Source organism: Rickettsia australis str. Phillips (assembly GCF_000273745.1).
Taxonomy (GTDB): domain Bacteria; phylum Pseudomonadota; class Alphaproteobacteria; order Rickettsiales; family Rickettsiaceae; genus Rickettsia; species Rickettsia australis.
Map to the genome: position 1 here is coordinate 1 of NZ_AKVZ01000032.1, position 26,187 is coordinate 26,187.

Sequence of the window (26,187 nt, forward strand, 5' to 3'; positions counted from 1 at the left end):
CATTACACTTAAGGATTAGCTTCATAATTTTATAAAGAGTGAAAAAGTTACCCTAACTTCATTTAAACCACCTTCTTCTCAAAGTAAAGAAGAATTTGCTTCTATCTTACAAGATGTTGAAAATATCTTAAAGGATTTTGAGATTTTCTTAGATAATATAGAGACTAAAGCTTTAGGAGAGATTGATTCATAGTAAAATCGATAGTTTTATGCTGCAGGGTGCCTAGTTAAAAAGGGCTTTATTGTAGATATTGAGACGTCATTGCGAGGAGATGCATAACATCGACGTGATAATCTCATAAAGCAAGTAATATATGATTCTTGAGATTGCCACGCTCCTTACAGTCGCAGCCTTATTGCATGGATCGAAAAAATACGCTCGGTGTCATACCGTAGTTTGACCACGGTATCCAGAAAAACAACTTTTAGCATATATTATTTGTCTATTTTTCCTAGATCCCGCGGTCAAGTCGCGGGATGACAGAAGAAAAAACCGATCCACGCAACAACACATACAATCGCTTACAATGACAAGAAAATCGAATCACGTAGGCAACATAAGTATCATTATGCTATTTTTTGATATTCAAAATATATTTTCCTTACTGCATAAATCCAAGCAAGGCATACGAAAGTAAATACCACCATTAGAATTGGTGAGATTGAGGTAAAAGTAGCAGTCGGCACTAAGGTAAAAATAATAGATTGTACAAGACCGCTAGAGGATTTGCCGACTTTTGCACTTATTACGTCAACCGCTGCTTTGCCTTTGGTTTTAAGCTCCTCATCAAGAGGGATATATAACATTTCTCTTGAAGTATCCCATATAGAATATTTAGTACCTTTAGCTAAAATATTTTGAATACCGCCGATCGAAACGGCAAGAGCAAGAGGTGACATTAAAATTGCTCCATCAAATAATGATAAAATTTGTTGATCAAATACTATAAGTACAAAGAATAAAATGCCGGTCACCATTATTATAACTGGTGAAATAACTGCTGCTGCAAACCAGTTATGCATACGCATAACGTTATTACCGATGATGGTCATAACCATTATTGCAACGCCTGTCCAAAGTATATACAAACTGTTAAATTCAGCATAGGTATTTACAGTCGGATATAATTCCTTAATTTTTGCTTTCCATACGGCTTCGACTAAGTTAATAGCAAATCCGAAAGCTGCCGAACAAATTAAAAGTAGCCATAAATATTTTGATTTCACAATATATTTAAAACTTTTAATCAGTCCCATCCGTTCTGAAGTTGATCTACCGCTTTTTGCTTTGGCATAAAATAATGGGTTAGTAAAAACGTTCTTGCTAATAAATCTCACTAATAAACAATAAACAATAGCAACGATAGCAACAATTGTCGTGGATACCTGAACTAAAGTGATTTTACTATCCGAAATACTCATAAACTTCTTAATAATAGTATCTTCCGATGATAGATTCATCATTAAAAAGCCGACTAATATTAAAGAAGAGTTGCCGAATAACGAAAAGAGAGTATAAAATCTTTTTGCTTCTTCGGTGGTAGTAAGTTCATTAGCAAACTGCCAAAATAATAATACGTAAAAAATATTAGGCCAAAGCTCGGCAAGACTATAATATACTATATAACCCCAATTACCTACTAATGAGATATACCACTTAAAATGAGGATAGCGTTCCATCCAGTCAGCTAGATTATCGGGATGTACATGAAAAATATGAATATTAGGATAAATAACAAAGGCAAATAAAACAAAAAAGCTGATGAAAAATGCACTTAAATAATAAAAGATCTTTTCAAAAGTAAGATGATTAATCATTTTAGCATAAATAATCACGAATAAAGCAGCAGCAGGCGTAACACAATAAACTTTAGCAAAACCTGCTATTTCTGCACTAATCTCGGAAATTAAAATACTATCTTTTAAGATTCGTAAAACATTTTGATTAAATAAAATACAAAACATTAAGGCACTCATCGGAATAAACTTTCCGAGTTCGTAATTATGCACAGGCCAAAATGCCGCTCTGAATTTGCTTTTAAACGATCGTGATGAGGTACTTAGCATTATAAATCCCTAAGGACAAAAAAAAAACTTAAGTACTCTAGGTTCTGTGTACTGTATAATTAATGATTATAAAGTACACAGAACCTCAGATTTTATGAAAATATATTTACAGATAGCATCTGAGAGATGGTATACTGTTTATTGTACTTTGAAGGTGCTGGACTTATATAATATATTTAGTCTTTTGTCAATAATTTAGTCATAAAATAACATACTCGCAATGCTAGATAGTAATAAACTACAGGAATATTTTGACCTTTATAATAATTATACAAAGGCACATAAGCTAGGTAATAAATATTTAGAATCCACTAAAATAGTAATGCAAACAGAGCATTATAGGGTGTTGTATTACTCGGCGTTATCCTCAATGCCCTCCTTGTCATTCCCGCGAAAGCGGGAGTCTAGAGCTAATCATAAGATGAGTTCCCGCTTTCGTGTGAATGACATAAACAGATACAGAGATGACAAGCATACTTTCCTAATCATCCCCTCTATCTTCAACTCACCGGAAATATTTTTTCTAGCTCGTGGCAAAAATTTTATTGAAAATTTGAGGAACTACGGTGAAGTTTATTTAATAGATTGGCTAGAGATTGAGGAACCTAAATATTTACTAGACGACTATGTGCATAAAATAATTGAAGTAATAGATAGTTTGAAAATTAAAGACATTAATTGCATAGGTCATTGTATCGGCGGTAACCTTGCGATAGCCACAAATGTACTTATGCCTAAATTTATAAAAACTCTGACTTTACTTACCTGCCCGTGGGATTTTTCTCATTTTTTTCATATAAGAATGTTGCATCGATATTTAAAACTAGATCGTGGCATAGAAAATTTACCTATAATTCCTAAAATTCATATTCAAATTTTATTTTTTCTGTTATTTCCTAACTATTTCAATGCTAAATTAAAAAAATTCTTCTCTATAACTTCCGATCAGGAGCAAGAATTAGCATTTAGAATAGAACATTGGCTTATGTCAGGGAATAATATATCTAAAGGGGTTTATAATCAAATAATACAAAATATATTGGATAAAAATATGTTTATAAATCTTAAATGGCAAATTGATAATAGACCTCTTCAGAAATTCGCTTATAGAGAGGAATTTGGAGGAGACACGGAACGCAGCACCGCAGCGTATATAAACATACGTGAGGATGCGAGCACCGGATCAACGTACAAATTACCTCTAGAAGTAGAGTGTCCGAAGAGGTCTAATTTTATTATTGATCCGAGTTTAATCGATTGCCCTGTATATATAGTAGCAGCGGAAGATGATCAAATAGTGCCTAAATCTTCCATTTTATCTTTGCAAAAATTATTAAAAAACTCTAAACTGATAGAAGTAAAAGGCGGGCATATTAGCTATTTGATAAATAGTAAATTAGATAAATTATTTAAGGAGTATACTTAGATAGAACTTCTATAAGAGCTGCGGTGCGCACGTATTACTCGCTCCGCTCCGAGGACTTTGAATGCCTAGCTCTTTTTGAAGTTGATCTTCGTATACCTATTATTCATTCACTTGGAGTATACACATTATGACAAAACCGGTTTATATAACTTATGCGAAAAGGACGGCGTTCGGCTCGTTTATGGGTAGTCTTAGCACGACTTCAGCACCAATGCTAGCTGCTCATTTAATAAAAGATATGATACAAAACAGCAAAATCGATCCAGCTTTAGTAGGTGAGGTAATACTTGGACAAGTAATAACAGGCGGTAGCGGGCAGAATCCGGCGAGGCAAACTCTGATTCATGCGGGGATACCTAAAGAAGTGCCGGGTTATACGATTAATAAAGTATGTGGCTCAGGTCTTAAAAGCGTAGCACTTGCAGCAAATTCGATTATGACTGGTGATAATGAGCTAGTTATAGCAGGTGGGCAAGAGAATATGTCGCTCGGTATGCACGGTAGCTATATCAGAGCAGGAGCTAAATTCGGCGATATTAAAATGGTTGATCTAATGCAGTATGACGGACTAACTGATGTATTTTCAGGAGTATTTATGGGCATTACTGCCGAAAATATCTCGAAACAGTTTAATATTAGTAGACAAGAGCAAGATGAATTTGCTTTAAGTTCTCACAAGAAAGCATCTAAAGCACAGCTAGCCGGAATTTTTAAAGATGAAATTTTACCTATCGAAGTAACGGTAAAAAAAACTACTAGTTTGTTTGAACATGATGAAACAGTAAGACATGATACAAGCCTTGAAATTCTGAGTAAATTATGTCCTGCTTTTGATAAAAGCGGCATAGTTACGGCGGGTAATGCTTCTTCAATCAATGACGGTGCGGCATGCCTTATGGTAGTTTCTGAAGAAGCATTGAAAAAGCATAATTTGATGCCGCTAGCTCGTATTGTTTCTTATGCTTCAGCCGGTGTTGATCCAAGTATTATGGGTACTGCCCCCGTGCCTGCCGCCCAAAAGGCTTTAAGTAAAGCAGGTTGGAGCGTTAATGATTTGGAAGTTATCGAGGTTAATGAAGCGTTTGCTGCTCAAAGTATTTATGTAAACCGTGAAATGAAATGGGATATGGATAAGGTTAACATAAATGGCGGTGCAATAGCAATCGGGCATCCGATTGGGGCAAGCGGCGGACGTGTTCTTATAACTCTGATACACTCTTTAAGAAGAGCTAAAGCTAAAAAAGGCTTAGTCACCTTATGTATCGGAGGCGGTATGGGTATGGCTATGTGCGTTGAAGCAGTTTAAATGCAAGTTAAATATGCTGTTACAGTTTTTGAATCAATAGCAAATTACGAGGTATTGCTCAATAAATATAGATTTCGTCATTGCAAGCGACTGCAAGGAGCGCGGCAATCCAGAAAAATAATTAAAAAAATGCTACAAATTAGCATTTTTATACTTCCTTGCTTCGTCAATTACTTCGTAATTTCCTCACAATGACGGAGACTTTCAAAAATATCTATAGTTATTGAGCAATGCCAATTACGAAAGTAACTTGCTATTGAAGGTAACTACAGTTTGTTATTAAAATATATCTGATTTAATATCTCTACAACCTAACATCATTACAATGCGTGATTGTATTTATAAACTCATGGAACGCAGAAGAGTTAGAGAATGCCTCCGGTTCATAACTCTCCAAATAATTCTCTGCTTCTTCTATGTTATTACAAGCATGCTTTAACTTTCTACCGAAATATTTAGGAATATTCCCCAAATTTTTTGCCAAACTCTATACCATAAAATAGTTAGGATTGAAATCAGTAGGATCTATAAGAGGAGTTAATTTAAAATACTTCAATAAATTAGAAAAGTTATTTATGAGTTTATGAGAGGCTAACGCTTCATTACGTAATTCTCATCATCAAATTTATGAAATATTTTTAGGCATACGAAGTATCTCTTTTGCAAGTTCCATATAACGAGAAGATGGAAATTGTGTATTATAAAAGGTATAAGTTTGATTGTTTTTAAGCCATTCCTGGCCATTATTTATTATTTATGCATCTTCAATTGGATATGCGGCATTCCAATCAATTAAACAAGACAATATATAACTTAAGGTAGCTAATTGCATGATTGGTGACCAATTTATAGGATTCTAAGAATACCAAATGCTATAACACTATATATTTAATAATTTCCTTATTATTTTGCATTTATTATATCCTGTTTAGGTTAAGGAAATATATTAAATGAATTTGTAAAAGATAATAAAGTTTTATTAAAAATCATTAATAATTTGGCGATAATTTTGTTAATTATACACATCTTTATATACTGTAAATAGTAACATTAAAAAGTTGTTTACTTCTTCTAGTTTCATATTTAGGATATTTCTATTTTAAGTGTAAACTTCTTTTTATGTACAATCAATCCGATGAGCAAATCAAATCTATTTTAGATGTATGGAAGATTATTGAAGTACTGACTCCCAATAAAAACGAAAATTTAAATAAATATTTTGAAATTATTAGCAGTAATACAGATAAAAAAGGTAATTTTAGTTGCCGGCTTGATGAGCAAGACAAGCTTTTGTTCTCGAAAGATGCACAGTTTAAAAAGCTATATAAAAAAGAACTCGGTATTGAACTCAACATTAATCTTGATGAAAATGAGGTAGCCGTTCATTGGCATGTTTATTTAGGATATTTAAAATGGTCAGCAGCTGCAATTGATCTTTTAAAGCAAATAGGTATGAAAAGACATTTTGCATGTAAATCTAATTTCCTTATTAAATAAAGGCAATAGGGCGATAATTTGTATTTGCGAACCTAAATTTGAAAGGCGAAAACCTTGATTACTCCTTGGCTTTCCCGGAAGATCAACTACAAGAATTGGCTAACTGTCCAGACGCTGGCAGGGTGCATGGTAGGTTATGCGCACCTTTAACGAGTATAGATTAGCCTTGATTCAGGCTACACTTAAGTTTTGTTATGTCTACTTTGAAAACGATTAATTTTAAAATATGGTTTATTACCTATATAAATATATGGACATTTATTATAGAATTAAGTATTAATCAATTAAAAGTTAAAAAAGCATTATGCTTTTGAATGGAACGAAGAAAAAAAATAATATTAATATTGAGAAGCATAATGTAAGCTTTGATGCAACTCAAAAAGCTTTTCTAGATATACAAAGGATAATTCTTGAGGATATAGACCATAGTATTACAGAAAAAAGATATTTTTGTTTAGGTCAAGTTGATGGTAATATTTTCACAGTCAGTTTTATGTTTTGAGGTAATCATATAAGAATTTTTGGAGCAGGATACTGGCGTAAAGGTAAGAGAATTTATGAGCAAGAAAATAAAATACACTGATGAGGGAATAGGGAAAGTAACAATAGTAAAAGATTGCTTACCACATCCTAGAGAACTGTTATTAAAAGATGATTCTGTAAAGGTAACCATTTCTTTAAGTAAAGAGAGCGTAGAATTCTTTAAATCAGAAGCAGCAACTGCACATGTCCCTTATCAAAAAATGATTAGGATGTTACTAGATAAATATACTAAGCATTATAAAGAAAATAAAAGAGCATAGAGCTGGCGGAGAGAGAGGGATTCGAACCCTCGATACGGTATGACCCGTATAACGGTTTAGCAAACCGCCGCCTTCGGCCACTCGGCCATCTCTCCGGTTATGGCTTAACTTTATATCATCTAAATTATAAAATTTCTAGAATTATTTTATAATGTTTCTAACTAAATAGAATCATTTCCCGGCTTGACAGAATAGCCAATAATTAAAGCTGCCGTATCATAACCGAGCAGTCCCTTAAACTTAATATCCCAATCACCAGGTAAACCATCCCAACTACAGACATGTTTAATATATTTATAACAATGCTCAGCCTCTATTTTTGTAGTTGCAATAGTTGTGTTATCCTCACAAATATTAAAAAGTTGCTCGGTTATATAATAAATAGATTTGATATCGTTTTTATATTTCCCTATTAGGTACTCTATAATTTCGACTCGTTTTTGTAGGCTAAGATTGTAAGAGCTTACAGTTAGAAGCTTTACCCAACCATCTTTATCGTTACAAATATTAAAAAGTTGTACGGCTACAGGACAAATAAATTAGGTATTATTGTTATATTTATCTACTAAGTACTTTATAATTTCGTTTCGTTTGTTTAAACTCAGATGACAAGAGTCTGAAATTAACAATTTCACAAAATCATCATTATCGCTACAAATTCTAAATAGTATTGCTGAATATTCTTCTCTAAGATTATTAAATAATTTCTGATATTTTACTAAAAATCTATTCCAAGTTATTGCTTTAATATCGACAAAATTATTATAATTTTTAGGCTGGTAATCTAATTCATAATGCGTCAATGGTACTATAAAGTTGAGGTTATCTAAATTTTGGTGATATTTGATATATCTGCTACTAGCTCACCATCTAGTTTTCTAATATCATTTACTATATTACCTATATATTTTAACTCTTCATCCGTGTGATCTACATATTTAATATTTAAATCTTCAAAGGTAATAACTTGCCCTTTGGCTATTTTATCTATTATTGTATAGTTTTTAATTATAGATTCTTCATAGTGAGCAATAATATCACTTTTCGGATTATATATCTTTGAAATTATTTTGCAGCATATTTTTACTGCTTTTACCGTATTGTGATTTAGATAATCAAGCTCTAGTATATGAATATTGGTAAGTAGTAAACTTGCATTATCTATTTTATCAAAAGGAACAACATACCATGGGTATTCACCTTCTTTAATGCATCCTTTAATAAGAGTAATTTTTCTGAAACATTCTTCTTTTAAAAATGTATCATTAGTATCTGTTAAAGCTAAATTTTCATAACCCTATATTACCTTATCTAAATAGCTCTACCAATCACTAGTTAATAATTCTAGCAATTGCTTAAAAAACTAAAACTAATTTTTATATAATAATATTATTGAGTTAATTTAAAAGCTGTATAAATCAGAAGTTATTAGAGGTGTTATTTGCTAACGTTATCTAAAAAATTCTGTAGTTCTTCTAAATTACTAATATTACTTAATTTATATGGATAATTAATTTTCCGTAGCATATTGGTTAGTACGTTTCCTGCCCCTATTTCTACTATATGTGCTACGTCTAGCTGATTAAACAGCTTTAAAGTTTCACGCCATCTAACTCGTCTACATATCTGAAGAATTAAATTTTGTTTGATTTTTGTAGGATCTAGAGTAGGTTTTGCGGTATAATTTTGGATTATCGGTATTATAGGCTTATTAATTACAGATTGATCAAGAGCTACTCGCATTTTTTCTTCTGCCGGCTTCATTAAGCTACAATGAAATGGAGCACTGACTTTCAGTTTTATCACTTTATAACCTAAATCTTTAATTATACTAATAGCATGATCGATAGCTGTGGTTTTGCCGCTAATAACTATTTGTCCTTCGATATTATCGTTGGCAATTTGGCATAAATTTATTTTGTTGATATCTTCTAATATTTCTTCAAGCTTTTGAAGTGGAATATTGATACAAGCTGCCATGCTTCCTTCACCTTCGGGACATGCTTCTTGCATAGATGTACTACGTATATGAAGTAGCTTTGCTGCTGTCTCAAGGCTAATACTTTCGGTACTACATAAAGCACTATATTCACCTAGCGAATGACCGGCAGCATAATCGCAAAGACTATCCAAATTTTTACCGGTTTCAGCCTTGATAATATTTATTATTGCCATAGATACCACCATTAATGCCGGTTGTGCGTTAGTGGTTAAGGTAAGTGCTTCAGAAGGTCCATTAAAAATTATATCAGTGAGCTTTCGATTTAGTACTTCATTAACGACTTGAAAAGTTTCTTTTGCGGGTTTAAAATTATCATAAAAATCTTTTCCCATGCCGATCAATTGCGACCCTTGACCTGGGAAGATAAAAGCTGTTTTCATATTTTGTATTATCGATTGAGTTTATTAATAGATTTAATTAAAATTTTCTAAAATAGTCAAATTATTTTAAGCATTTTAAAACGGTTTTTCAATTTTTACACTACATATAATTTTTACAAAAGTATTAATTTTTCTTAGCTCTATAACTTGATTACTTCCAACTAGTACTATAAATTAAACTAAGAAAATATAAACAAGGAAATTAGTTATGAAGTTAAAAGAACATTTTAAAAAAGTTAGCAAGTACAGCTTTTGGTCCGTGGCTTGCTGCATTTCAAAAATTATTTAGTAACGAGGAATTAGAAGCGAAAATACTGAATATAAAGCACAAGGAATCTGAAAAGCTAGAGGTTAATAAAAAAGATTTAGTTATTTTATCTAATAATGTTATTGAAATAGAACGAAATGTTCATGAATTACAAGATTATTTAGATTCATATAAATATAAGTGTGATATTCCTAAATCTGATTTATTAGGGTATGATTATTACTATAATGCATAAATTATTATGCTATCTGAAGTAGTGGTTTCAATAAAAATCTTATTAATTTTCTTATGACAATATTTAAATATAAATGATTTAAATTTAGGATATAGTAGTTAAATTGAAATTTAAATAAATGTTACTACTATTATGTAATGTAAACTAAACTCTATAAAATTAATAATGTTTGATCAGTTAAATATCTCATATCCTCTGTTAATAAGTATTTTTATCTTTCTTGCTGTAATCGTTATTTCTAAAATATCAAAATATGATAAAGACTTTAAAAGAAAAAAATTTAAGTATTATACAATTTTATCTAGATAAAAAATTGCTTTATAATCATTTGAATAAAAATCTTAAAAGCCCTAGAACTGAGAATTATGCTAATTCTTTTTTAGAAAATATCAAATCTTATTGGAAATTAGATGATATCAGGATGATTTCGCAGGAAGAGCTAGTAGGTGATCAGGAGCTCAGTAGTTTATTTAAAGACAAGTTAGAAGAAGTTGCTGCATCTTTTAGATGAAACAAAAAAAGATATAACAGCTTTGTATGAGGTGCTGCATGCTAATAACGAGTCTCAGAACCAAGAAGCACATAGATTATATATATTTATTTACCGCCTGATCAAATAAAGAAGCAAGACGCCAAAAACTTATTTATGTAAAATCTCCGTATAAATTTACTAAGGAAGAAATTGAAATACTAGATATTTATATACATTTAGTGCAGTTATTTAATACTAACTCGGAGTAAGCTAGGAAGTAATTGCTAAAAGCGGGAATAATACTAAGGACATTTTCCAATCCATGCAGCCATTCTTTAACAATAGCTAATTGACTTTTTTAAAAAATTAATTAAAACCTTCCGCAAGAGTAGCAGTAATGTTATTCTTGGGTGTAGAAGTCCTTTATCACAGATGGTTACATTATCCATTTAAAAATGCTCCTCAACTTTGTCATGGTTGGAGTGATAGTAGCTATGTCCAAGGTTTAAGGTGTAAATTTTAAATCTAAAAGCTATTATAACTGTTCTGTGACGGTTCTTTGAACGCCTCAACCCCCCAAACCCAAGGTCAAAATTTTTGGTGGTTGAAACTTGAGCAATTTAAGTTTGGGAGCATTTAAGTGTTAAATCAAGGTAAAAAAAGCATCTACGATATAGTATTAGATTCTACTGAACAAGAGATAAATATGCTAAAAGATGAAATTGCATTTTTATTAAAAAATCCTGTCATAAAAGAAGATATAGAGAGAATCGAGCAACGTTTAGGAGAGTTGGAAAGCCGAATAATGACTTAATAAAGCAGCTGTTAATCAAAAGTTTGCTTGACTATTTCATACCAGCAATTTTCAGGAGTGTTAGATTTATTACTAAAACCGCATATAATTAGCTGGTCTTTAGCTCTTGTCATTGCAACATAGAGTAGTCTGATATATTCTTGCAAATCTTGTAATTTTTCAGCTTCTTTTAATTCTTGTAAGAACTCCGGCGTATCTACAATATTAGCAGAGAAGAACATTTCCCCTTTATTGTCCCAAATAAATTGATTGCTACTTACCGGCAAAGTAGTAGAATCGCATAATATAACAATAGGAGCTTCAAGTCCTTTAGAACCGTGGACGGTCATTACTCTTATTTTATCTGAATGCTCCATATCACGTTTGATGTAGATATCGTTATTCTCAAACCAAGCAACGAATCCTTGCAGTGAATTATCTATATCATTTGCATAGTTTTTGCTTAACGTTAATAGCTCATTTATCATATCATCACTATCATCATCGTAAATCTCTCGTAAATTTAGATTATTCACCACTAAATCAAAGAAATTCTCAACAGTCGATATTTTATAAATTTCAATTAGGGAATTTAACTTAGCATATATTTCTTCACAAGCAGATAGATTATCCCATAAACTATTATCGTTTTTATTTACAAGAAGTTCGTATAATTGCTTTTCATTAATGCCGATAATCGGTGATTTTAGTAAGCCGGCAAGGTTTAAATCATCATCTGGTAGTAATACAAATTTAGCCACGGACATTAAATCCATTATAGTTAGATTTTCTTTAATATTAATTCTATCGCTTATCTCAACGTTAAGCTTAGCTTTACTAAGTTCTTTTATAAGATTATTGCTAAATTCATCTCTCTTTCTTACTAATATCATGAAATCTTTTGCAGATATTTTGCTTACGGTAGACGGTAAAATTGCTTTGCTTTCTATTTGTTCTTGTATAAAATTTACAATTTTTTCTATAAGTAAATCAGCAGCAGATTTAGAATTTGCATAATCTTCAGGCAATGCCCAAAAAAGCTCTTCTTGTTTTTCACTCATTACTAAAGGCCAAATTGTCACTAGACCTTGATGTGTACGAAATGAGGATATTAAAGGATTATCCGCAAGGAATAAACTAGGGTAATTGGATTTTATATTTTTCAAAACATTATGAGTAAATTGTAAAATCTCTGCACATGATCTATAAGAAGATGCAAGGGTGATATTTTTGAATTTTTTATTAGCACTTGTAAGGTTTGCTTCTAGTTGCTCCTTTACTAAGCTGAAATTATGAAGATCAGCCCCTTGAAAACTGAAGATGGACTGTTTATCGTCACCAACGATAAAGGTACTATTACTTGGTTTATCTGCTGCATTAAACGCTGTTATTAAAGTAGTGATAATATTCCACTGCGGGGGACTTGTGTCCTGTGCTTCGTCAACAAGAATGTGGTTTATCTCGTTTTCAAGCTTGTGCAACAACCAACCATGCGTAGTTTTATTATTCAGTAATTTTTCGGTGTAGTAAATTAGATCATCGTAATCGAGTAAATTATTTTCTTCTTTATATGAATCGTATTTTTTTAAAATAATATGAGCAAGTTTAGTAAGTAAGTTCGTATGATATGCTAGCTTCTCTATGCGATGCAACTCATCTAAACGGTAAATTTCAGAGTTAATTTTTTTTAGCTCTAGCAATAATTTAGGATATTTTCTTGTTAATTCTTTCGATAAAAGGCTTTTACGTTTTTTTCCATCTTTTGTAAAAAAGATTTCTTTCGGTTCTATTTCCAAATCATATTCTGCAAATAAGTTTTTTACCTTATCGTAAATATTATTTAATTCCCCTAACGCTAATCTTTTATTATATATTTCATTTGGAATAGTTTTATGAGTAAATAACTTCTTGAATTTAATTTTCTGCTCGATTATTTCAGTAAAAATATCTTGCAGAGTTATTTCATGAAAGCGGTTAAGTAAAATTTTAATTAAGTCATTATGCTCATCACTTAAGTAGATTTCATTTCTGATATTTAGGAAGATATCTTGTAATTTAGTTTCTTCAAGAATTTTAAATTCCGGTGTGATACCTGCTTCTAAAGGAAAAGTGTTAAGGATTTTTTGACAAAACGCATGAATTGTATAGATATTTAAAGGCTCGTTGCTATTTAGTATTTTATCGTATAAAGTTTTTGTGTTTTCTATTTCGTGAGGTAGCGGCTTATTACCACTCATTAAGAAGAGTTCATTTTCTAATTTTTCTTCATCACAAAGAGAAAGATGTTTAAGCTTACTATTAATTCTTGCGTGCATCTCTATAGCTGCAGCATTAGTAAAAGTAAGGCATAAAATATTGGTAGGTTCTGCGCCTGTTATTAACAAACGTAAAAATCGATCGGTTAGGATTTTGGTTTTACCTGTACCGGCAGATGCCGATACCCAAACAGAATAATTAGGATCGGATGCTTGTTGTTGTAAATTGCTCATTTATATATCGATTACTGGACCCCGTGGCTTAACCACGGGGTCCAGTCTTTTTAATTATTTTTCTGGATCCCACGATCAAGTCGTGGGATGACATCCACGGCCATATAACGACGCCGATAAATCATATATATTACGATTAAAGAAATAGCAAGACCAAACCAAGTTAAGGCATATTCTAAATGGTCATTTCTGATTGCTGCTAAATGATTTATCGCAAGTGGTAATAAAATATCTAGATTGCTAATATCTTTTCCTTCCGTGATAATATAAAAATTCTCTAGATTTAATTCTAAGGTTTGAGAGGCTTCTTTTAAATCTAAAGTTAGCCACACATTATTTTTTATATCGTTAGCCGGTAAGTAGCTACGAGTTTTTTCAGACGGCATAGTAACACCGATAATCTCATGTTGCTGGTCGTTTGTAGCTTGGGTGATAATATTTTTATTGCGATTACTGAACCAACCTCGTGCTACTAAAATAACTTTATCTTCTATGGTTTTAAAAGGAGTAACTAAATAATAGCCGTCTTTTTCACTCGACATTGACCTTCTACCATATAAATATATGTCTTTATTAGGTAAAAATTGACCGGTAATTTTTACTTTGTGATAAGGTAAATTGTCTTGAATTTCTGCTAAATTAATTGCCGGTGAGGTTAGATTAGCTTGCATCGAAGCTAAAAATAACTTCTTTTCTTTTAATCGACTAAGCTGCCAAAAGCCCAAAGAGACGAGTACTATAAAGATTATAAGTACAAGGAAATTTGTTTTCATAGGTAAGTTTAAGGAAGGTTGATAATTGTCATTGCGAGGAAAAACTGTAAGTTTTGACGAAGCAATCCAGTTAAAAATTCTGATTTACAGAATTTTTTTTTCATTATTTTCTGGATTGCCGCGTCACCTACTGCTCCTCGCAATGACGTTTTACTAAGCAGTTTTTAAAATACTACTAAGAAACTCTTTATGTTTTTGCAGCTCTTCTTTTGTAGGTTTAATAACAATAGTAGCGTGCTCTGTTTTGCTATTTACTTGATTAGTTGCTAAATTATTTATTCCAGCAGATTTATCAACCATTTTAAAAGCGGATTGTCTACCACCCGTTAGTCCCACATATACTTCTGCAAGTAATGCCGCATCTTTCAAAGCCCCGTGAAGCTGCCTACCTGAATTATCAACTTTAAATCTTTTACATAATGCATCAAGATTATATTTTGAGCCTGGAAACATACTTCTAGCCATAACTAGAGTGTCTATAGCATTGGACAGTTCTAAAAGTTTGATTTCTACTCTTTTTAATAATGATAATTCGTGATTTAGAAATTTAATATCGAACGGAGCATTATGAATAACAAGCTTGCTATCTGCAATAAATTCTAAAAAATCATCAGCTATTGTATGAAACAAAGGTTTGTCCTTTAAAAATTCACCGGAAATACCGTGAATTCTATAAGCATCAAACGGCATGTCTCGCTCAGGATTAATATAAAAATGAAAATTCCTACCTGTTAATACCTTGTTCATCATTTCAATTGCACCGATTTCGACAATTCGGTGACCTTGTCGTGGGTCAAGTCCCGTAGTTTCGGTATCTAAAATTATTTCTCTTAAACTCGACATTCCAAATCCTTTATTAGTCTCTTAAAATTGTCACTGCGAGCGGGTGTTGTTGCGTGGATACCAAAACCGTCATTGCGAGGAGCGGAGCAACACGGCAATCCAGAAAAAGATTAAAAAATTCTATAAATCCGAATTTTTAACTGGATTGCTTCGTCGAATTACTAAGTAATTCTTCTCGCAATGACGACTGGTGGTCTACGGAACAATACCTACGCGTGAATGACATAAGTACCATACAACAAGCTTACAATTTCCTCGCAATGACGAGAATTAGCTGTGCTATTTGTTTTTCCAAGTCTAACATATCAACGCCGCTATTTATAGCAAAATCTGCTTTTGCTATTTTGCTCTCTTGTGATAGCTGAATTTTTTTGATTTTATTATAAATCTCTATATCAAATGAAGTTCTTGTGATCGCTCTTTGCATTCTTATTTCTTCAGAGCAGTATATTGTTACGACAAAATCAAAATATTTATCAAATTTTGCTTCATAAAGCAACGGTATTTCGGCAAAACCAAATTTGAAATTAGCATTTTCTTTTTTAAATAAAATGAGTTTATCTATCAGTAATGGGTAAATAAAATTTTGTAGTTTTTCTCTAGCTAGGTCGTTATTGTAAATTAAATTACTGATTTTTCCGATATTGAAAGATGCAAGTTCAGGTAGTAATTTTAATATTTGAGTTTGTACGCTCAAATCTTTATATAATGCTTTTATGCACCTATCGGCACAAAAAGTTTTATATCCTTTTTCCGCGAAATAATCCAAAATAAAAGTTTTCCCCGATGCATAGCTACCGGTAATACCTATTGCTAACATTTTGTTATAAAAATTTTATGTTCATTAGCGAGTTTGATAGTTAATTCTTCTTCAACTATAATTACGTTATTTTTCTGAATCGCTACTCCTTTGTAATTATATTTAGCAAGATTCTTTATAGTATCAGGACCAATTGTTGGCATATCTAGTCTATTATCTTGACCTAATTTCGGTATTTTTACTAGCACTCCCTCATGGGATTTTTTACGTAAATCTGCACATCTCGCTATTAAATTATCCGTCCCTTCGGCAGCTTCTATACCTAGTATGTAGCCATTTTCAACTATAACCGATTGTGCGATGTCAAATGAACTTAAATGATTTAATAATTTTACTCCAAGCTCAATATCATTTTTATCTGAACTGGTAGAGTTAGTATCGGTTATAATATTGGAGTTACCTTGTTGATTTTTATATATTTCGTTACTTGAAATTACTTTAAAACCGTAGCTTTCAAAAAAATCCGCTACTATTTTTAGCAAATTATCATCTCCTCGAATTTTTTGCCCAACTATTTTGAACAGCAATAAACCACCTATTTTATCTACGGATAAATTTTTAAAATTTGGTCTATTAACTCCGCCTATAAAAATAATATTTTGTACCTCATTATCCTTAAAATATCTTATAGCTTCACCAACCATACCGATTTTTAAAATCTTATATTCAAAATCTTTAATTTGATCTATATCAGCTTCGTCTTTAATCGCCGCTATATAACACTTGCCGCCTTTCTTTGTATAGTTATATGCTATTAAGTAAGGTAATGAACCTCTGCCTGCGATAATTCCAAGATTTGGTAGCATCATTAAGTTTTTAATTTAGAATTCTAAACATTTATTATAAGTCCATTTTTAATATAAATCTAGAATTCTTATTTGACCTTTACATTTTAATCAAATTAAGGCATAATATTTGGTGCTAGTAGTATAGCTATAGTAATAAACGTAATTTAGAATAGAGGTTGCGGACTCGGGGGCAGTACCCGACGCCTCCACCAATACTCGATGAACTTCGTATACCAGTCGATATCAATACTGCTTATCTTTTAAAAATTGTATTTTATTTTGAGAGGTGAGCACCCGCAGCCTATACTTAATAGGTAAGGATGCGAATCCTTGATAAAATGAAATGCAATTTTTAAAAGATAAGCAGTATTTTATGGGGGCGAAATAGGATCGACGTACCTAATAAAAAGATTGCTTTTACTCGGGATGATTCCGCCGATGGCTTTTGCCATATGGGTCAAAACAAAGAAACGCAAACGATAATAATCGTTCTGTAGATTTAGCTCTAGCAGCTTAATCCTACGCGGCTGGGGGTTTGCCGGGCAACAGAAAAACCCCATACGTATACTCGTTTAACTTGAAAAATTGGCATTGCCTAAAAACGGTTGATATCGTCATTAAAACTTACAGTTTTTGCTTGCAATGACGTGAACTGCACAAATTAAGCTTTGTCGACCTATTTTTATTTATTTTTCTTTTATGAATATTGAATATAAAAAATTTGTGAATGAATATATGCTAGAATTTGTGAAAAAAATTCTAACAAAAATCCAGCATGAAAATTTATATTGGGATCAGTTAATATACATATCATACAGAACCGATAACCCTGCGGTCATTTTATCTTCAAAAGTTAAACAGGCATATCCAAAACAGATAACAATAGTACTGCAATATCAGTTTGAAAATTTAATAGTAAATGATACCGGTTTTTCCTTAACAGTGAGTTTTGACGGTGTTAAAGAAATAATTTACGTACCTTTTGATGCACTTATTAGCTTTGTTGATTCCAATAATAATTACAGCCTAACTTTTAATCAGTCGTTCAATATACAAGAAAATCACCAACATGAAGATGCAATAAGTACTAATAAAAGTTATAAAACTTCATTATCTCCAAATCAAAATGTTATAATATTAGATAAGTTTCGTAACTCTTCTAAACCTAGTTAATGCCCATATATGGATTCAAAAGTAGTTATATATACTGATGGTGCATGTGCAGGTAACCCAGGTCCCGGAGGATGGGGAGCTTTATTAAAGTTTAATGATGCTAGTAAAGAAATATTTGGGTATGAGTTAGATACAACTAATAATCGTATGGAAATCACGGCAGCATTTGAAGCATTGAAAATTTTAAAAAAATCTTGTAATGTTGAGATTTATACCGATAGTAAATATTTACAACAGGGAATTACCGCTTGGATTCATAATTGGATAAAAAATAATTGGTGTAAAAGCAACAATGAACACGTTAAAAATGCCGATTTATGGCAAAAATTATACGCAGAATTGAGTAAACATACTATTATTTGGAAATGGGTAAAAGGTCATGCAAATAATAGCGGTAATATTGCTGCTGATAAACTTGCAGTGCAAGGAAGAGAAACTGCTATAGAAATTTTAAAATGTCGTGGATAGATAAGTTTTTTATTACTTTTTTTCACAAAAAAGTAGGAGAAGATGAGTTTTTGAATCAATATTATGAAAGCCGTAGTATTGATTATTTAGGGCGTTCAAGGAGGTTTGTTATTTATAAAAATGTAAATGAACCTACAAAAATTCCGCCAAGTTGGCACACTTGGTTACATCATTTAGTAAATGAGATACCGAAAAATATCCAGCTTTTTCCATGGCAAAAGAATAATAAAATAGTTAAAAAGCCTCCTAAAACATCAAATCTTAAATATAGTAGATGGCAACCGTAATTAATTAGTATACTTAGATAGAACTTCGTATACAATTCTTCATTTATCAGGAGTATAGTATAAAAAACAATGAAACAGAACATTATTGAAACAATTATAGGCTTTATAGTATTAATTATTGCTTTGCTATTTTTGATTTTTGCCTACAACACAGGTAGTTCTATCACTAGCTCAAAAGGTTATCAGGTAACTGTTAATTTTCAGAGTGCAGAGGGTATAGCAGTCGGAAGCGACGTAATGATCTCAGGCATAAAGATAGGTAGTGTAAAGAAAATTACTTTAGATCCGAATAGCTTTTATGCAAGTGTATATCTAAATATTAATGATGATGTTAAAATACCTAAAGATTCTAAAGCCCAAGTAGTCACCAGCGGGTTGTTTGGAGGTAAGTATATTTCAATTGTACCTGGTAATGATGATGAAAATTTAGCAGCTAATGAAGAGATAAGATATACTCAATCAGCAATTAATATTGAATCATTAATTAATAAAATTGTTTCTTCATTTGGTAATAAGTAGGGTTTTGTTACATGGCTCGTTTTATATCATTCCCGCAAAAGCGGGAATCCAGAAAAAAAATATATAAATACAGAAAATTTTTGAAATTAAAAGCTTGATTTATCTCGTTTTATGCTGGATCCCCGCTTTTGCGGGAATGATATATAGGGGTTTTGCGAGCCATACAACAAAGTCTATCAGTAGAAGTAATACAAATTGCAACCGAATCTATTTTGAATGCGGTTTTCGTTATTTTAAAATCTCATAAATTTATTTCAATAATGTTATTTAAACTATTGTAAAGTCCTTATAAGAGGAGTATTGTATAGTTGTATTTAGCCAATATATCTTAATACCTTGCACTAAAGCTGCTATACCGAAAAACGATTGAAATACACCTATCCAATCCCATGGTTCATTACTATGGTTAGATGATTCAGGAATCCAAACTATGCCAAAAGCAATAATTACTAATGCAATAGTGCATTTATAAAAAATGCAAATTGCCAACTTAAAAGCTCAACCAATACTCCCCTAGTACGGGTCCTATAGCTGCTCCTACGGTTGACATTATTCCCCACAAGGATATTGCGATCATACGTTCATGTGTATTAGTAAAAATATTACGCAACATCGATAAAGTGGAAGGCATAATCATTCATCCTCCTAACCCAAGTAAAACACGGCATAATGCTAATCCCCATGAGCTATCAAATACATAAACTAACATTGAAGCGATGGAAAAAACTAAAAGCCTCCAAAGTAATAATCTTTTACAACAAAATCTATCTCCTAATGCACCTGCGGTAATTAAAAGACCTGATAATACTAATGTATATGCATTGATTATCCATAATTGTTGTAAATTATATGGTTTTAAATCAAGAATTATAGTAGGCATAACAACATGCAAAATTGTAGCATCCATTGATACTACAAGTAAATTTAACATCTAAGCATCACCTAGCATGGAAGTCAAGATTTAATCTTACAAGCACAAATAACATAAATAAAATTTGATTTTTCTTTCTCAAGCTTATATTTTAATTGGTAAGTTTATAATATGGAAATTTATGTCAAATACAGATAAGGAAAGAGCCATTGCCGCAGCACTCGTGCAAATCGAAAAAAGCTACGGTAAAGGTTCGGTAATGAAACTCGGGCAACGTCCGAATGTTGATATAGAAGCCGTATCTACCGGCTCACTGGGGCTAGATATAGCTCTTGGAATCGGTGGTGTTCCTAAAGGCAGAATTATCGAGATTTTTGGTCCTGAAAGCTCAGGTAAAACCACTCTAACACTACATTTAATCGCCGAAGCACAGAAAAAGGGCGGTATATGTGCTTTTATTGATGCCGAGCATGCATTAGACCCTGCTTATGCGAAGAAACTCGGCGTAAATATTGACGAGCTTATCATTTCGCAGCCTGATACAGGTGAACAAGCCTTAGAAATTACTGATACTTTAATTCGCTCCGGCGGTATTGATATGATAATAATAGATAGTGTTGCGGCTTTAGTACCAAAATCAGAGATTGAGGGCGAGATGGGTGATGCCCAAATGGCTTCTCAAGCAAGATTAATGAGCCAGGCACTCCGTAAACTTACCGCATCAATTAATCGTACCAATTGTATTACTGTTTTCATCAACCAAATCAGAATGAAAATAGGCGTGATGTTCGGCAGTCCTGAAACTACGACAGGCGGTAATGCTTTGAAATTCTATGCCTCTGTTAGGATCGATATAAGAAGAATAGGCTCCATTAAAGATAAAGAAGAAGTGATAGGCAGCCAAACTAGAGTAAAAGTAGTCAAAAACAAAGTATCTCTTCCATTTAAAACTGCAGATTTTGATATAATGTACGGTTCAGGTATTTCAAAAGAAGGTGAGATAATCGATCTTGGAGTTAAGCTTGATATTGTTGAGAAATCCGGCTCTTGGTTTTCCTATAATAACGTACGCATTGGACAAGGACGTGAAAACGTCAAACAATATTTAAAAGAACATCCACAAATTTCCAACGAAATTGAGAAAATAATACGTGAAAAATCGTCAAAAATTATTAATATAAATCTTAATCAAACGGAGGAAGAAAATGATTGATTTAACAGCTAAAACTGCTTTAATTACAGGAGCTTCAGGAGGTATAGGCGGAGCTATAGCAAGGTTACTGCACAAACTCGGAAGTCATGTAATTATTAGCGGTAGTAATGAGGAAAAATTAAAATCCCTTGGAAATGTTTTAAAAGATAATTATACGATAGCAGTATGTAATCTTGCAGATAAAGAAGAGTGCAGCAATTTAATATCTAAAGCACTAAAGCTAGATATTTTAGTATGTAACGCAGGTATTACTAGCGATACACTAGCAATTAGAATGAAAGACGAAGATTTTAACAAAGTTGTTGATATTAATTTAAAAGCAAATTTTATTTTAAATCGTGAAGCAATAAAAAAAATGATGCAAAATAGATATGGACGCATTATTAACATATCTTCAATAGTAGGAATTTCAGGTAACCCAGGGCAGGCTAATTATTGTGCTTCTAAAGCAGGCTTAATAGGTATGACCAAATCGCTCTCTTACGAAGTTGCAACCAGAGGGATTACGGTTAATGCAGTAGCTCCAGGATTTATTAAATCAGATATGACCAATAAACTAAACGAACAACAAAGAGAAGCCATAGTACAAAAAATTCCGCTAGGCACTTACGGTATGCCGGAAGACGTGGCAAACGCAGTCGCATTTTTAGCAAGCGATCAGGCATCATATATTACCGGCCAAACTATCCACGTAAACGGAGGAATGTTAATGGTGTAAAATTTTGTGCTAGCATAAAATAATTTTTTGTGCTAGAAGTTCTTTTAAAGATAAAATGCTATGAATATTTTAAATAAATATTCATACAGTTAAAATAAAGTATAATAGCTGAATCATCGCTATTATACGGCATATAAAATTAAATGATTTATGGAGTTCAAAATTATGAGTACAACGGACAAGATCGAACAGAAAGTTATTGAAATGGTTGCTGAAAAGCTAAATAAAGATAAATCGATAATAACTACGGATTCAAGATTTATAGAAGATTTGAAAGCCGATAGCCTTGATACCGTAGAGTTAATGATGGCAATAGAAGTTGAGTACGGTATTGATATCCCTGATGATGAAGCCACTAAAATTAAAACTGTATCCGATGTTATAAAATATATCAAAGAACGCCAATCTTAATCTACATAAATTAAATCCCTAATAGATAATTAAAAATGTCGAATCAAAGAGTAAATAAAAGAGTAGTTATTACCGGACTTGGGCTTGTTACTCCTGTTGGGCTTGATGTTAGCTCATCTTGGAAAAATATTGTAAATGGGGTAAGCGGTATAAAAACTATTACGGAATTTGATACTTCTAAACTTGCGTGTAAAATTGCCGGACTTATAGATAACTCTGAGAAAGATGGATTTAAACTTGAAAATTTCACGCAAGCAGATAACGTTAATAGAATAAGTAAAATGGATAAATTTATCCATTACGGAGTAGCAGCCGCAACCGAAGCAGTTGAAGATAGCGGCTGGTTACCTGAAGATGAAGCATCTCGTGATAGAACCGGCTTGATATTAGGTTCAGGAATCGGCGGGCTTAAAATGATCGAAGGTACCTCTATCAAGCTTTATCAACAAAACAACGGCAAAGTTAGTCCCTTCTTTATTCCTGCCTCACTAATTAATCTTTTATCCGGTCTTGTTTCTATAAAATACGGTTTTAGCGGTCCAAATCAAGCAGCAGTAACGGCTTGCTCTACAGGGGCACATGCTATAGGCGATGCTATGCGTATGATCAAGCACGGCTATGCAGATGTTATGGTCGCAGGCGGTGCAGAAGCTCCAGTTACACCTGTTGGAGTTGCAGGTTTCATTGCTGCTAGAGCATTATGTACTAAATATAACGATAATCCTGAAAAAGCCTCAAGACCTTGGGATAAAGACCGCAGCGGTTTTGTTATGGGTGAAGGAGCAGGCGTTGTAGTCTTGGAAGAATATGAGCATGCCTTAAATCGAGGAGCTAAAATTTACGGTGAAGTTATAGGATACGGCTCTACAGGTGATGCATACCATATGACAGCCCCACATCCTGAAGGTAGAGGGGCTTATAGAGCGATGAGAGATGCAATGCTAGATGCAGCTATCACCCCCAATATGATTGATTACATTAATGCACATGGTACTTCTACTAATCTCGGTGATGAGATAGAATTAGCAGCCGTACAAAAATTATTTTTAAAAGCGAATCCTCAAATTTTAATGTCTTCTACTAAATCATCAATAGGACATTTACTCGGTGCAGCAGGAAGCGTTGAGTTTATCTTTTCAGCTCTTGCAATTCGAGATCAGATTGCACCGCCAACTTTAAATTTAGATAACCCTATGGATGAGGTTAAAATAGATTTAGTAAAATTAAAAGCTAGAGAAACTAAAATAGACTACGTGCTTTCTAATTCGTTTGGATTCGGCGGTACTAATGCTAGTTTAGTAATTAAGAGGGTTTGATTTCTACACAGTCATTGCAAGCAACTAAAGGCGTTGTTGCATGGATCGGTTTATGTCATTCCAGCAAAAGCGGGAATCCAGCGTAAAGCTAGATAAATCGAGCTTTAAAAAATATTTAAGATCAAGATTTTATTCAAATAAAGCTTTTAAAAGGCTTTATAGTACTATTCCTGCCTACGTGGGAAGGTATTATTGCGTAGATACCAAAACCGTCATTGCAGGAGCAAAGCGACGTGGCAATCCAGAAAAAGATTAAAAAAATTCTGTAAATTAGCATTTTTTACTGGATTGCTTCGTCAAATTACTATGTAATTCTTCTCGCAATGACGGAAAACCGGTCCACGCAACAACGCCACACGGGAATGACATCGAGCAGGTTTCTTGAACAATGCAACAAAGCATTCAGTCGCTCGCAATGACGAAGTGTGCATATGCAACAACATCAACAATATATTCCCTTTCATGACCCCAATTTATTACATCAAAAATGGTAATCTAAGCTTTGCGGATAAAGTAATCTTATCTGATTTAGCACTTTATTTATACAAAGGTGATAAGATTTGTCTTATAGGACGTAACGGCTGCAGGAAATCAAGCTTAATGAAAGTAATATCAGGGGACTATGAACTAGATAACGGCGAACTATTTCAAGATGCTGCAATTACAACTGGCTATTTAAGACAAGATATTTCTATAAAGACTAATCTAACTGTTTACGATTTTATCTTACAACAAACAGATAGTACAAAAGAAATAGATAAATACCAAATCGATATAATTCTAGAAAAATTACAAATCAACGGAACAGATAACTTATCAACCTATTCAGGCGGTCAGCTTAGAAGAGCAAACCTTGCTAAGGCTTTCATATTAGAGCCGGAAATATTACTACTTGATGAACCGACCAATCATCTAGATATTGAAACGATTAGTGGCTAGAAGAATTTGTTAAATCTTATAACGGTGCTATTATTTGCGTTAGTCATGATAGAATATTTCTCTCAAATGTTACTAATAAAATTTGGTGGCTTGATAGAGGGATTTTACGTAAATCCGATAAAGGATTTAAATTTTTTGATGGATGGCAAAATCTTATAATAGAGCAAGAAGAAGCAGTGCTGCGGAAATTAAATAAAAAACTATCTCAAGAGAAGGAATGGTTAAATGCCGGTGTTACGGCTAGACGTAAGCGGAATCAAAAGAGACTTGCGGAGTTGAAAGCTTTAAGAGTCATAACAAGAGAACAGACTGAAAAACTAGCTAGTTCAAAACAAAGAGTTAGGGCAGAGCTTGCCGAAAATATAGCTAAAAGTAAATTCATTATTGAAGCAGATAATATTAGTTTCAGCTATAAAAATACTAACATCATTGATAATTTCAGTTTTCGTGTAAAAAAAGGCGAAAAAATCGGTGCAAACGGCTCAGGCAAATCTACCTTTATCAAACTACTAACAAAGCAACTTACACCTGATTTAGGTAAAATTATATACGGCGGTAATTTAGATATTTCATATTTTGATCAACATAGAGAAAAAATAGAGCCTAATCATACATTACAACAAACTTTATGTCCTACAGGCGGTGATCAAGTATTTTTGCCAAACGGTAAAACCATGCATGTTGCCGGTTATTTAAAACAATTCATGTTTAACCATAATACTTAATGCAAAAACCGCTATTCTATCGGGCGGCGAAGCTAATAGATTATTACTCGCAAAAATTCTAATTAACCCTGGAAATTTGTTAATTTTAGATGAACCGACTAATAACCTCGATATGGATAGTTAGAAATTTTACTAGATATACTTGCAGATTATTCAGGCACTTTAATAGTCGTGAGCCATGATCGTGACTTCTTAGATAGGTTAGTTACTAGAACTTTAGTCTTTGCTCAAGGTAAAATTCATGATTTAACAGGAGGTTACGAAGATTATAAACAGTATTTTACTACCTATCCTATCACTAAAAAAGCTTCAACACCACTACCACTAGCATCTCAAAAAGAACCTCCAAATAAAAAGCTATCTTATAAATACCAGCGTTTGCTTAAAACATTGCCCGACGATATCGCAAAGCTAGAAATATCCATCAAATACTTAGAAAAAGAAATTGAAGACGTTAATCTATATTTAGATAATCCTCAACAATATAACCGTATTACTAATCAATTAATTAATGATAAAAAGAAACTAGACGAGTTATTAAATCAATAGTTAGAAATACAAAATTAATTTTTGTTAAAATTTTCT

27 protein-coding genes, 1 tRNA gene, 1 other RNA gene and 3 pseudogenes are annotated in these 26,187 nt (G+C 32.5%); 18 read left to right on the forward strand and 14 right to left on the reverse strand.

All coding sequences use genetic code 11. From position 1 onward, the window contains the following. Window positions 1-567: 567 nt before the first annotated feature. Window positions 568-2,067, reverse strand: a complete 1,500-nt coding sequence (gene tlc5 / locus A452_RS0105600) for a GTP/GDP exchange transporter Tlc5 (RefSeq protein ID WP_014412334.1) — start codon at window positions 2,065-2,067, stop codon at window positions 568-570. A gap of 220 nt (window positions 2,068-2,287) precedes the next feature. On the opposite strand from tlc5, the gene A452_RS08570 reads away from it, so the two are divergent. Next, the gene (locus A452_RS08570; protein WP_025999588.1) at window positions 2,288-3,493 is read left to right on the forward strand and encodes a palindromic element RPE1 domain-containing protein; all 1,206 of its coding nucleotides are present in this window, start codon (window positions 2,288-2,290) and stop codon (window positions 3,491-3,493) included. A gap of 127 nt (window positions 3,494-3,620) precedes the next feature. Continuing rightward, window positions 3,621-4,799: an acetyl-CoA C-acetyltransferase gene (locus tag A452_RS0105610; RefSeq protein ID WP_014412332.1), complete on the forward strand. Its 1,179-nt coding sequence runs from the start codon at window positions 3,621-3,623 to the stop codon at window positions 4,797-4,799. A gap of 304 nt (window positions 4,800-5,103) precedes the next feature. Here the strand turns inward: A452_RS0105610 and A452_RS10885 are convergent, their stop codons facing one another. Next, a complete protein-coding gene (locus tag A452_RS10885; protein WP_081497750.1) occupies window positions 5,104-5,283 on the reverse strand; it encodes a hypothetical protein in 180 nt (59 codons plus the stop codon). Window positions 5,284-5,918: 635 nt separating this feature from the next. Here A452_RS10885 and A452_RS0105615 point away from each other — a divergent pair. The 3 genes from A452_RS0105615 to A452_RS0105625 all read left to right on the forward strand — a co-directional run bounded on the left by A452_RS0105615 (window position 5,919) and on the right by A452_RS0105625 (window position 7,099). Beyond that, a complete protein-coding gene (locus tag A452_RS0105615) occupies window positions 5,919-6,296 on the forward strand; it encodes a hypothetical protein (protein WP_014412331.1) in 378 nt (125 codons plus the stop codon). A 304-nt stretch (window positions 6,297-6,600) separates the two neighbouring features. Further along, entirely contained in the window at window positions 6,601-6,798 is a 198-nt protein-coding gene (locus tag A452_RS0105620; RefSeq protein ID WP_014412330.1) for a BrnT family toxin, read from the forward strand. Window positions 6,799-6,853: 55 nt separating this feature from the next. Continuing rightward, window positions 6,854-7,099, forward strand: coding sequence for a hypothetical protein (locus A452_RS0105625; RefSeq protein WP_025999589.1), 246 nt, complete (start codon window positions 6,854-6,856; stop codon window positions 7,097-7,099). Window positions 7,100-7,102: 3 nt separating this feature from the next. Here A452_RS0105625 and A452_RS0105630 read toward each other — a convergent pair. From A452_RS0105630 to fabD, 4 genes and pseudogenes are all read right to left on the reverse strand, one after another. Beyond that, window positions 7,103-7,194 (reverse strand) — tRNA-Ser (locus A452_RS0105630). A 444-nt stretch (window positions 7,195-7,638) separates the two neighbouring features. Further along, window positions 7,639-7,902: a hypothetical protein gene (locus A452_RS0105635; protein ID WP_014412328.1), complete on the reverse strand. Its 264-nt coding sequence runs from the start codon at window positions 7,900-7,902 to the stop codon at window positions 7,639-7,641. 23 nt (window positions 7,903-7,925) lie between these two features. After that, a pseudogene (locus tag A452_RS12855) lies at window positions 7,926-8,178 on the reverse strand (hypothetical protein). Between the two features lie 358 nt (window positions 8,179-8,536). Beyond that, window positions 8,537-9,481 carry an ACP S-malonyltransferase gene (gene fabD, locus A452_RS0105640; RefSeq protein ID WP_014412327.1) on the reverse strand — a complete coding sequence of 315 codons (945 nt, stop codon included), beginning with the start codon at window positions 9,479-9,481 and terminating at the stop codon, window positions 8,537-8,539. Window positions 9,482-9,689: 208 nt separating this feature from the next. On the opposite strand from fabD, the pseudogene A452_RS12860 reads away from it, so the two are divergent. The 3 genes and pseudogenes from A452_RS12860 to A452_RS11205 all read left to right on the forward strand — a co-directional run bounded on the left by A452_RS12860 (window position 9,690) and on the right by A452_RS11205 (window position 11,270). Then, window positions 9,690-9,984, forward strand: a pseudogene (locus A452_RS12860) (hypothetical protein). 313 nt (window positions 9,985-10,297) lie between these two features. Then, the gene (locus A452_RS12230) at window positions 10,298-10,495 is read left to right on the forward strand and encodes a hypothetical protein (protein ID WP_231290011.1); all 198 of its coding nucleotides are present in this window, start codon (window positions 10,298-10,300) and stop codon (window positions 10,493-10,495) included. Between the two features lie 601 nt (window positions 10,496-11,096). Continuing rightward, window positions 11,097-11,270 (forward strand): DUF5320 domain-containing protein, encoded by a 174-nt coding sequence (locus tag A452_RS11205; RefSeq protein WP_014412324.1) that lies wholly within the window; start codon window positions 11,097-11,099, stop codon window positions 11,268-11,270. A gap of 11 nt (window positions 11,271-11,281) precedes the next feature. Here A452_RS11205 and A452_RS0105655 read toward each other — a convergent pair whose 3' ends face one another. From A452_RS0105655 to A452_RS0105675, 5 genes are all read right to left on the reverse strand, one after another. Then, a complete protein-coding gene (locus tag A452_RS0105655) occupies window positions 11,282-13,738 on the reverse strand; it encodes a UvrD-helicase domain-containing protein (protein WP_014412323.1) in 2,457 nt (818 codons plus the stop codon). A 50-nt stretch (window positions 13,739-13,788) separates the two neighbouring features. Continuing rightward, window positions 13,789-14,511 carry an SURF1 family protein gene (locus A452_RS0105660; protein ID WP_014412322.1) on the reverse strand — a complete coding sequence of 241 codons (723 nt, stop codon included), beginning with the start codon at window positions 14,509-14,511 and terminating at the stop codon, window positions 13,789-13,791. Window positions 14,512-14,664: 153 nt separating this feature from the next. Continuing rightward, window positions 14,665-15,354 (reverse strand): DNA polymerase III subunit epsilon, encoded by a 690-nt coding sequence (dnaQ, locus tag A452_RS0105665; RefSeq protein WP_014412321.1) that lies wholly within the window; start codon window positions 15,352-15,354, stop codon window positions 14,665-14,667. Window positions 15,355-15,598: 244 nt separating this feature from the next. Continuing rightward, window positions 15,599-16,174, reverse strand: coding sequence for a dephospho-CoA kinase (gene coaE, locus A452_RS0105670; protein ID WP_014412320.1), 576 nt, complete (start codon window positions 16,172-16,174; stop codon window positions 15,599-15,601). Beyond that, window positions 16,168-16,980, reverse strand: a complete 813-nt coding sequence (locus tag A452_RS0105675; RefSeq protein ID WP_014412319.1) for an LpxI family protein — start codon at window positions 16,978-16,980, stop codon at window positions 16,168-16,170. Before A452_RS0105675 ends, coaE begins: the two co-directional genes overlap by 7 nt. 74 nt (window positions 16,981-17,054) lie before the next feature. Here A452_RS0105675 and ssrA point away from each other — a divergent pair. The 5 genes from ssrA (at window position 17,055) to mlaD (ending at window position 19,409) form a co-directional block, all read left to right on the forward strand. Continuing rightward, window positions 17,055-17,523, forward strand: a transfer-messenger RNA (tmRNA) gene (ssrA, locus tag A452_RS10000). Between the two features lie 138 nt (window positions 17,524-17,661). Beyond that, window positions 17,662-18,135: an SspB family protein gene (locus A452_RS0105680; RefSeq protein ID WP_014412318.1), complete on the forward strand. Its 474-nt coding sequence runs from the start codon at window positions 17,662-17,664 to the stop codon at window positions 18,133-18,135. Between the two features lie 9 nt (window positions 18,136-18,144). Beyond that, on the forward strand, window positions 18,145-18,603 hold the full coding sequence (rnhA, locus tag A452_RS0105685) for a ribonuclease HI (protein WP_014412317.1): 459 nt from the start codon (window positions 18,145-18,147) through the stop codon (window positions 18,601-18,603). Beyond that, window positions 18,591-18,890, forward strand: a complete 300-nt coding sequence (locus tag A452_RS0105690) for an NADH-ubiquinone oxidoreductase subunit NDUFA12 family protein (RefSeq protein WP_014412316.1) — start codon at window positions 18,591-18,593, stop codon at window positions 18,888-18,890. The genes rnhA and A452_RS0105690 overlap by 13 nt, the downstream gene beginning before the upstream one ends. 69 nt (window positions 18,891-18,959) lie before the next feature. Continuing rightward, window positions 18,960-19,409 (forward strand): outer membrane lipid asymmetry maintenance protein MlaD, encoded by a 450-nt coding sequence (mlaD, locus tag A452_RS0105695; protein ID WP_014412315.1) that lies wholly within the window; start codon window positions 18,960-18,962, stop codon window positions 19,407-19,409. A gap of 267 nt (window positions 19,410-19,676) precedes the next feature. On the opposite strand, the gene A452_RS08580 is transcribed toward mlaD, so the two are convergent. From A452_RS08580 to A452_RS10890, 3 genes are read right to left on the reverse strand one after another with little or no spacing between them, the layout of a single operon-like run. Continuing rightward, on the reverse strand, window positions 19,677-19,898 hold the full coding sequence (locus A452_RS08580; protein WP_014412314.1) for a hypothetical protein: 222 nt from the start codon (window positions 19,896-19,898) through the stop codon (window positions 19,677-19,679). A 1-nt stretch (window position 19,899) separates the two neighbouring features. Further along, a complete protein-coding gene (locus A452_RS12235; protein WP_017208647.1) occupies window positions 19,900-20,046 on the reverse strand; it encodes a hypothetical protein in 147 nt (48 codons plus the stop codon). Next, window positions 20,047-20,340: an MFS transporter gene (locus A452_RS10890; RefSeq protein WP_014412313.1), complete on the reverse strand. Its 294-nt coding sequence runs from the start codon at window positions 20,338-20,340 to the stop codon at window positions 20,047-20,049. A 121-nt stretch (window positions 20,341-20,461) separates the two neighbouring features. On the opposite strand from A452_RS10890, the gene recA reads away from it, so the two are divergent. From recA to A452_RS08590, 5 genes and pseudogenes are all read left to right on the forward strand, one after another. Beyond that, window positions 20,462-21,493 carry a recombinase RecA gene (gene recA, locus A452_RS0105715; protein ID WP_014412312.1) on the forward strand — a complete coding sequence of 344 codons (1,032 nt, stop codon included), beginning with the start codon at window positions 20,462-20,464 and terminating at the stop codon, window positions 21,491-21,493. Continuing rightward, the gene (gene fabG / locus A452_RS0105720) at window positions 21,486-22,211 is read left to right on the forward strand and encodes a 3-oxoacyl-ACP reductase FabG (RefSeq protein WP_014412311.1); all 726 of its coding nucleotides are present in this window, start codon (window positions 21,486-21,488) and stop codon (window positions 22,209-22,211) included. The genes recA and fabG overlap by 8 nt, the downstream gene beginning before the upstream one ends. Window positions 22,212-22,361: 150 nt before the next feature. Continuing rightward, on the forward strand, window positions 22,362-22,622 hold the full coding sequence (gene acpP / locus A452_RS0105725; protein ID WP_008579292.1) for an acyl carrier protein: 261 nt from the start codon (window positions 22,362-22,364) through the stop codon (window positions 22,620-22,622). Between the two features lie 35 nt (window positions 22,623-22,657). Then, window positions 22,658-23,938 (forward strand): beta-ketoacyl-ACP synthase II, encoded by a 1,281-nt coding sequence (gene fabF / locus A452_RS0105730; RefSeq protein WP_014412310.1) that lies wholly within the window; start codon window positions 22,658-22,660, stop codon window positions 23,936-23,938. Between the two features lie 462 nt (window positions 23,939-24,400). Then, a pseudogene (locus A452_RS08590) lies at window positions 24,401-26,151 on the forward strand (ABC-F family ATP-binding cassette domain-containing protein). Window positions 26,152-26,187: the final 36 nt, after the last annotated feature.

Excerpts from the sequence above, each read along its gene's own strand:
- tlc5 (WP_014412334.1), bottom strand. The coding sequence starts at position 2,067 with ATGCTAAGTACCTCATCACGATCGTTTAAAAGCAAATTCAGAGCGGCA.
- A452_RS08570 (WP_025999588.1), top strand. The coding sequence starts at position 2,288 with ATGCTAGATAGTAATAAACTACAGGAATATTTTGACCTTTATAATAAT.
- A452_RS0105610 (WP_014412332.1), top strand. The coding sequence starts at position 3,621 with ATGACAAAACCGGTTTATATAACTTATGCGAAAAGGACGGCGTTCGGC.
- A452_RS0105615 (WP_014412331.1), top strand. The coding sequence starts at position 5,919 with ATGTACAATCAATCCGATGAGCAAATCAAATCTATTTTAGATGTATGG.
- A452_RS0105620 (WP_014412330.1), top strand. The coding sequence starts at position 6,601 with ATGCTTTTGAATGGAACGAAGAAAAAAAATAATATTAATATTGAGAAG.
- A452_RS0105625 (WP_025999589.1), top strand. The coding sequence starts at position 6,854 with ATGAGCAAGAAAATAAAATACACTGATGAGGGAATAGGGAAAGTAACA.
- fabD (WP_014412327.1), bottom strand. The coding sequence starts at position 9,481 with ATGAAAACAGCTTTTATCTTCCCAGGTCAAGGGTCGCAATTGATCGGC.
- A452_RS0105655 (WP_014412323.1), bottom strand. The coding sequence starts at position 13,738 with ATGAGCAATTTACAACAACAAGCATCCGATCCTAATTATTCTGTTTGG.
- A452_RS0105660 (WP_014412322.1), bottom strand. The coding sequence starts at position 14,511 with ATGAAAACAAATTTCCTTGTACTTATAATCTTTATAGTACTCGTCTCT.
- dnaQ (WP_014412321.1), bottom strand. The coding sequence starts at position 15,354 with ATGTCGAGTTTAAGAGAAATAATTTTAGATACCGAAACTACGGGACTT.
- coaE (WP_014412320.1), bottom strand. The coding sequence starts at position 16,174 with ATGTTAGCAATAGGTATTACCGGTAGCTATGCATCGGGGAAAACTTTT.
- A452_RS0105675 (WP_014412319.1), bottom strand. The coding sequence starts at position 16,980 with ATGCTACCAAATCTTGGAATTATCGCAGGCAGAGGTTCATTACCTTAC.
- A452_RS0105680 (WP_014412318.1), top strand. The coding sequence starts at position 17,662 with ATGAATATTGAATATAAAAAATTTGTGAATGAATATATGCTAGAATTT.
- rnhA (WP_014412317.1), top strand. The coding sequence starts at position 18,145 with ATGGATTCAAAAGTAGTTATATATACTGATGGTGCATGTGCAGGTAAC.
- A452_RS0105690 (WP_014412316.1), top strand. The coding sequence starts at position 18,591 with ATGTCGTGGATAGATAAGTTTTTTATTACTTTTTTTCACAAAAAAGTA.
- mlaD (WP_014412315.1), top strand. The coding sequence starts at position 18,960 with ATGAAACAGAACATTATTGAAACAATTATAGGCTTTATAGTATTAATT.
- A452_RS12235 (WP_017208647.1), bottom strand. The coding sequence starts at position 20,046 with ATGATTATGCCTTCCACTTTATCGATGTTGCGTAATATTTTTACTAAT.
- A452_RS10890 (WP_014412313.1), bottom strand. The coding sequence starts at position 20,340 with ATGTTAAATTTACTTGTAGTATCAATGGATGCTACAATTTTGCATGTT.
- recA (WP_014412312.1), top strand. The coding sequence starts at position 20,462 with ATGTCAAATACAGATAAGGAAAGAGCCATTGCCGCAGCACTCGTGCAA.
- fabG (WP_014412311.1), top strand. The coding sequence starts at position 21,486 with ATGATTGATTTAACAGCTAAAACTGCTTTAATTACAGGAGCTTCAGGA.
- acpP (WP_008579292.1), top strand. The coding sequence starts at position 22,362 with ATGGAGTTCAAAATTATGAGTACAACGGACAAGATCGAACAGAAAGTT.
- fabF (WP_014412310.1), top strand. The coding sequence starts at position 22,658 with ATGTCGAATCAAAGAGTAAATAAAAGAGTAGTTATTACCGGACTTGGG.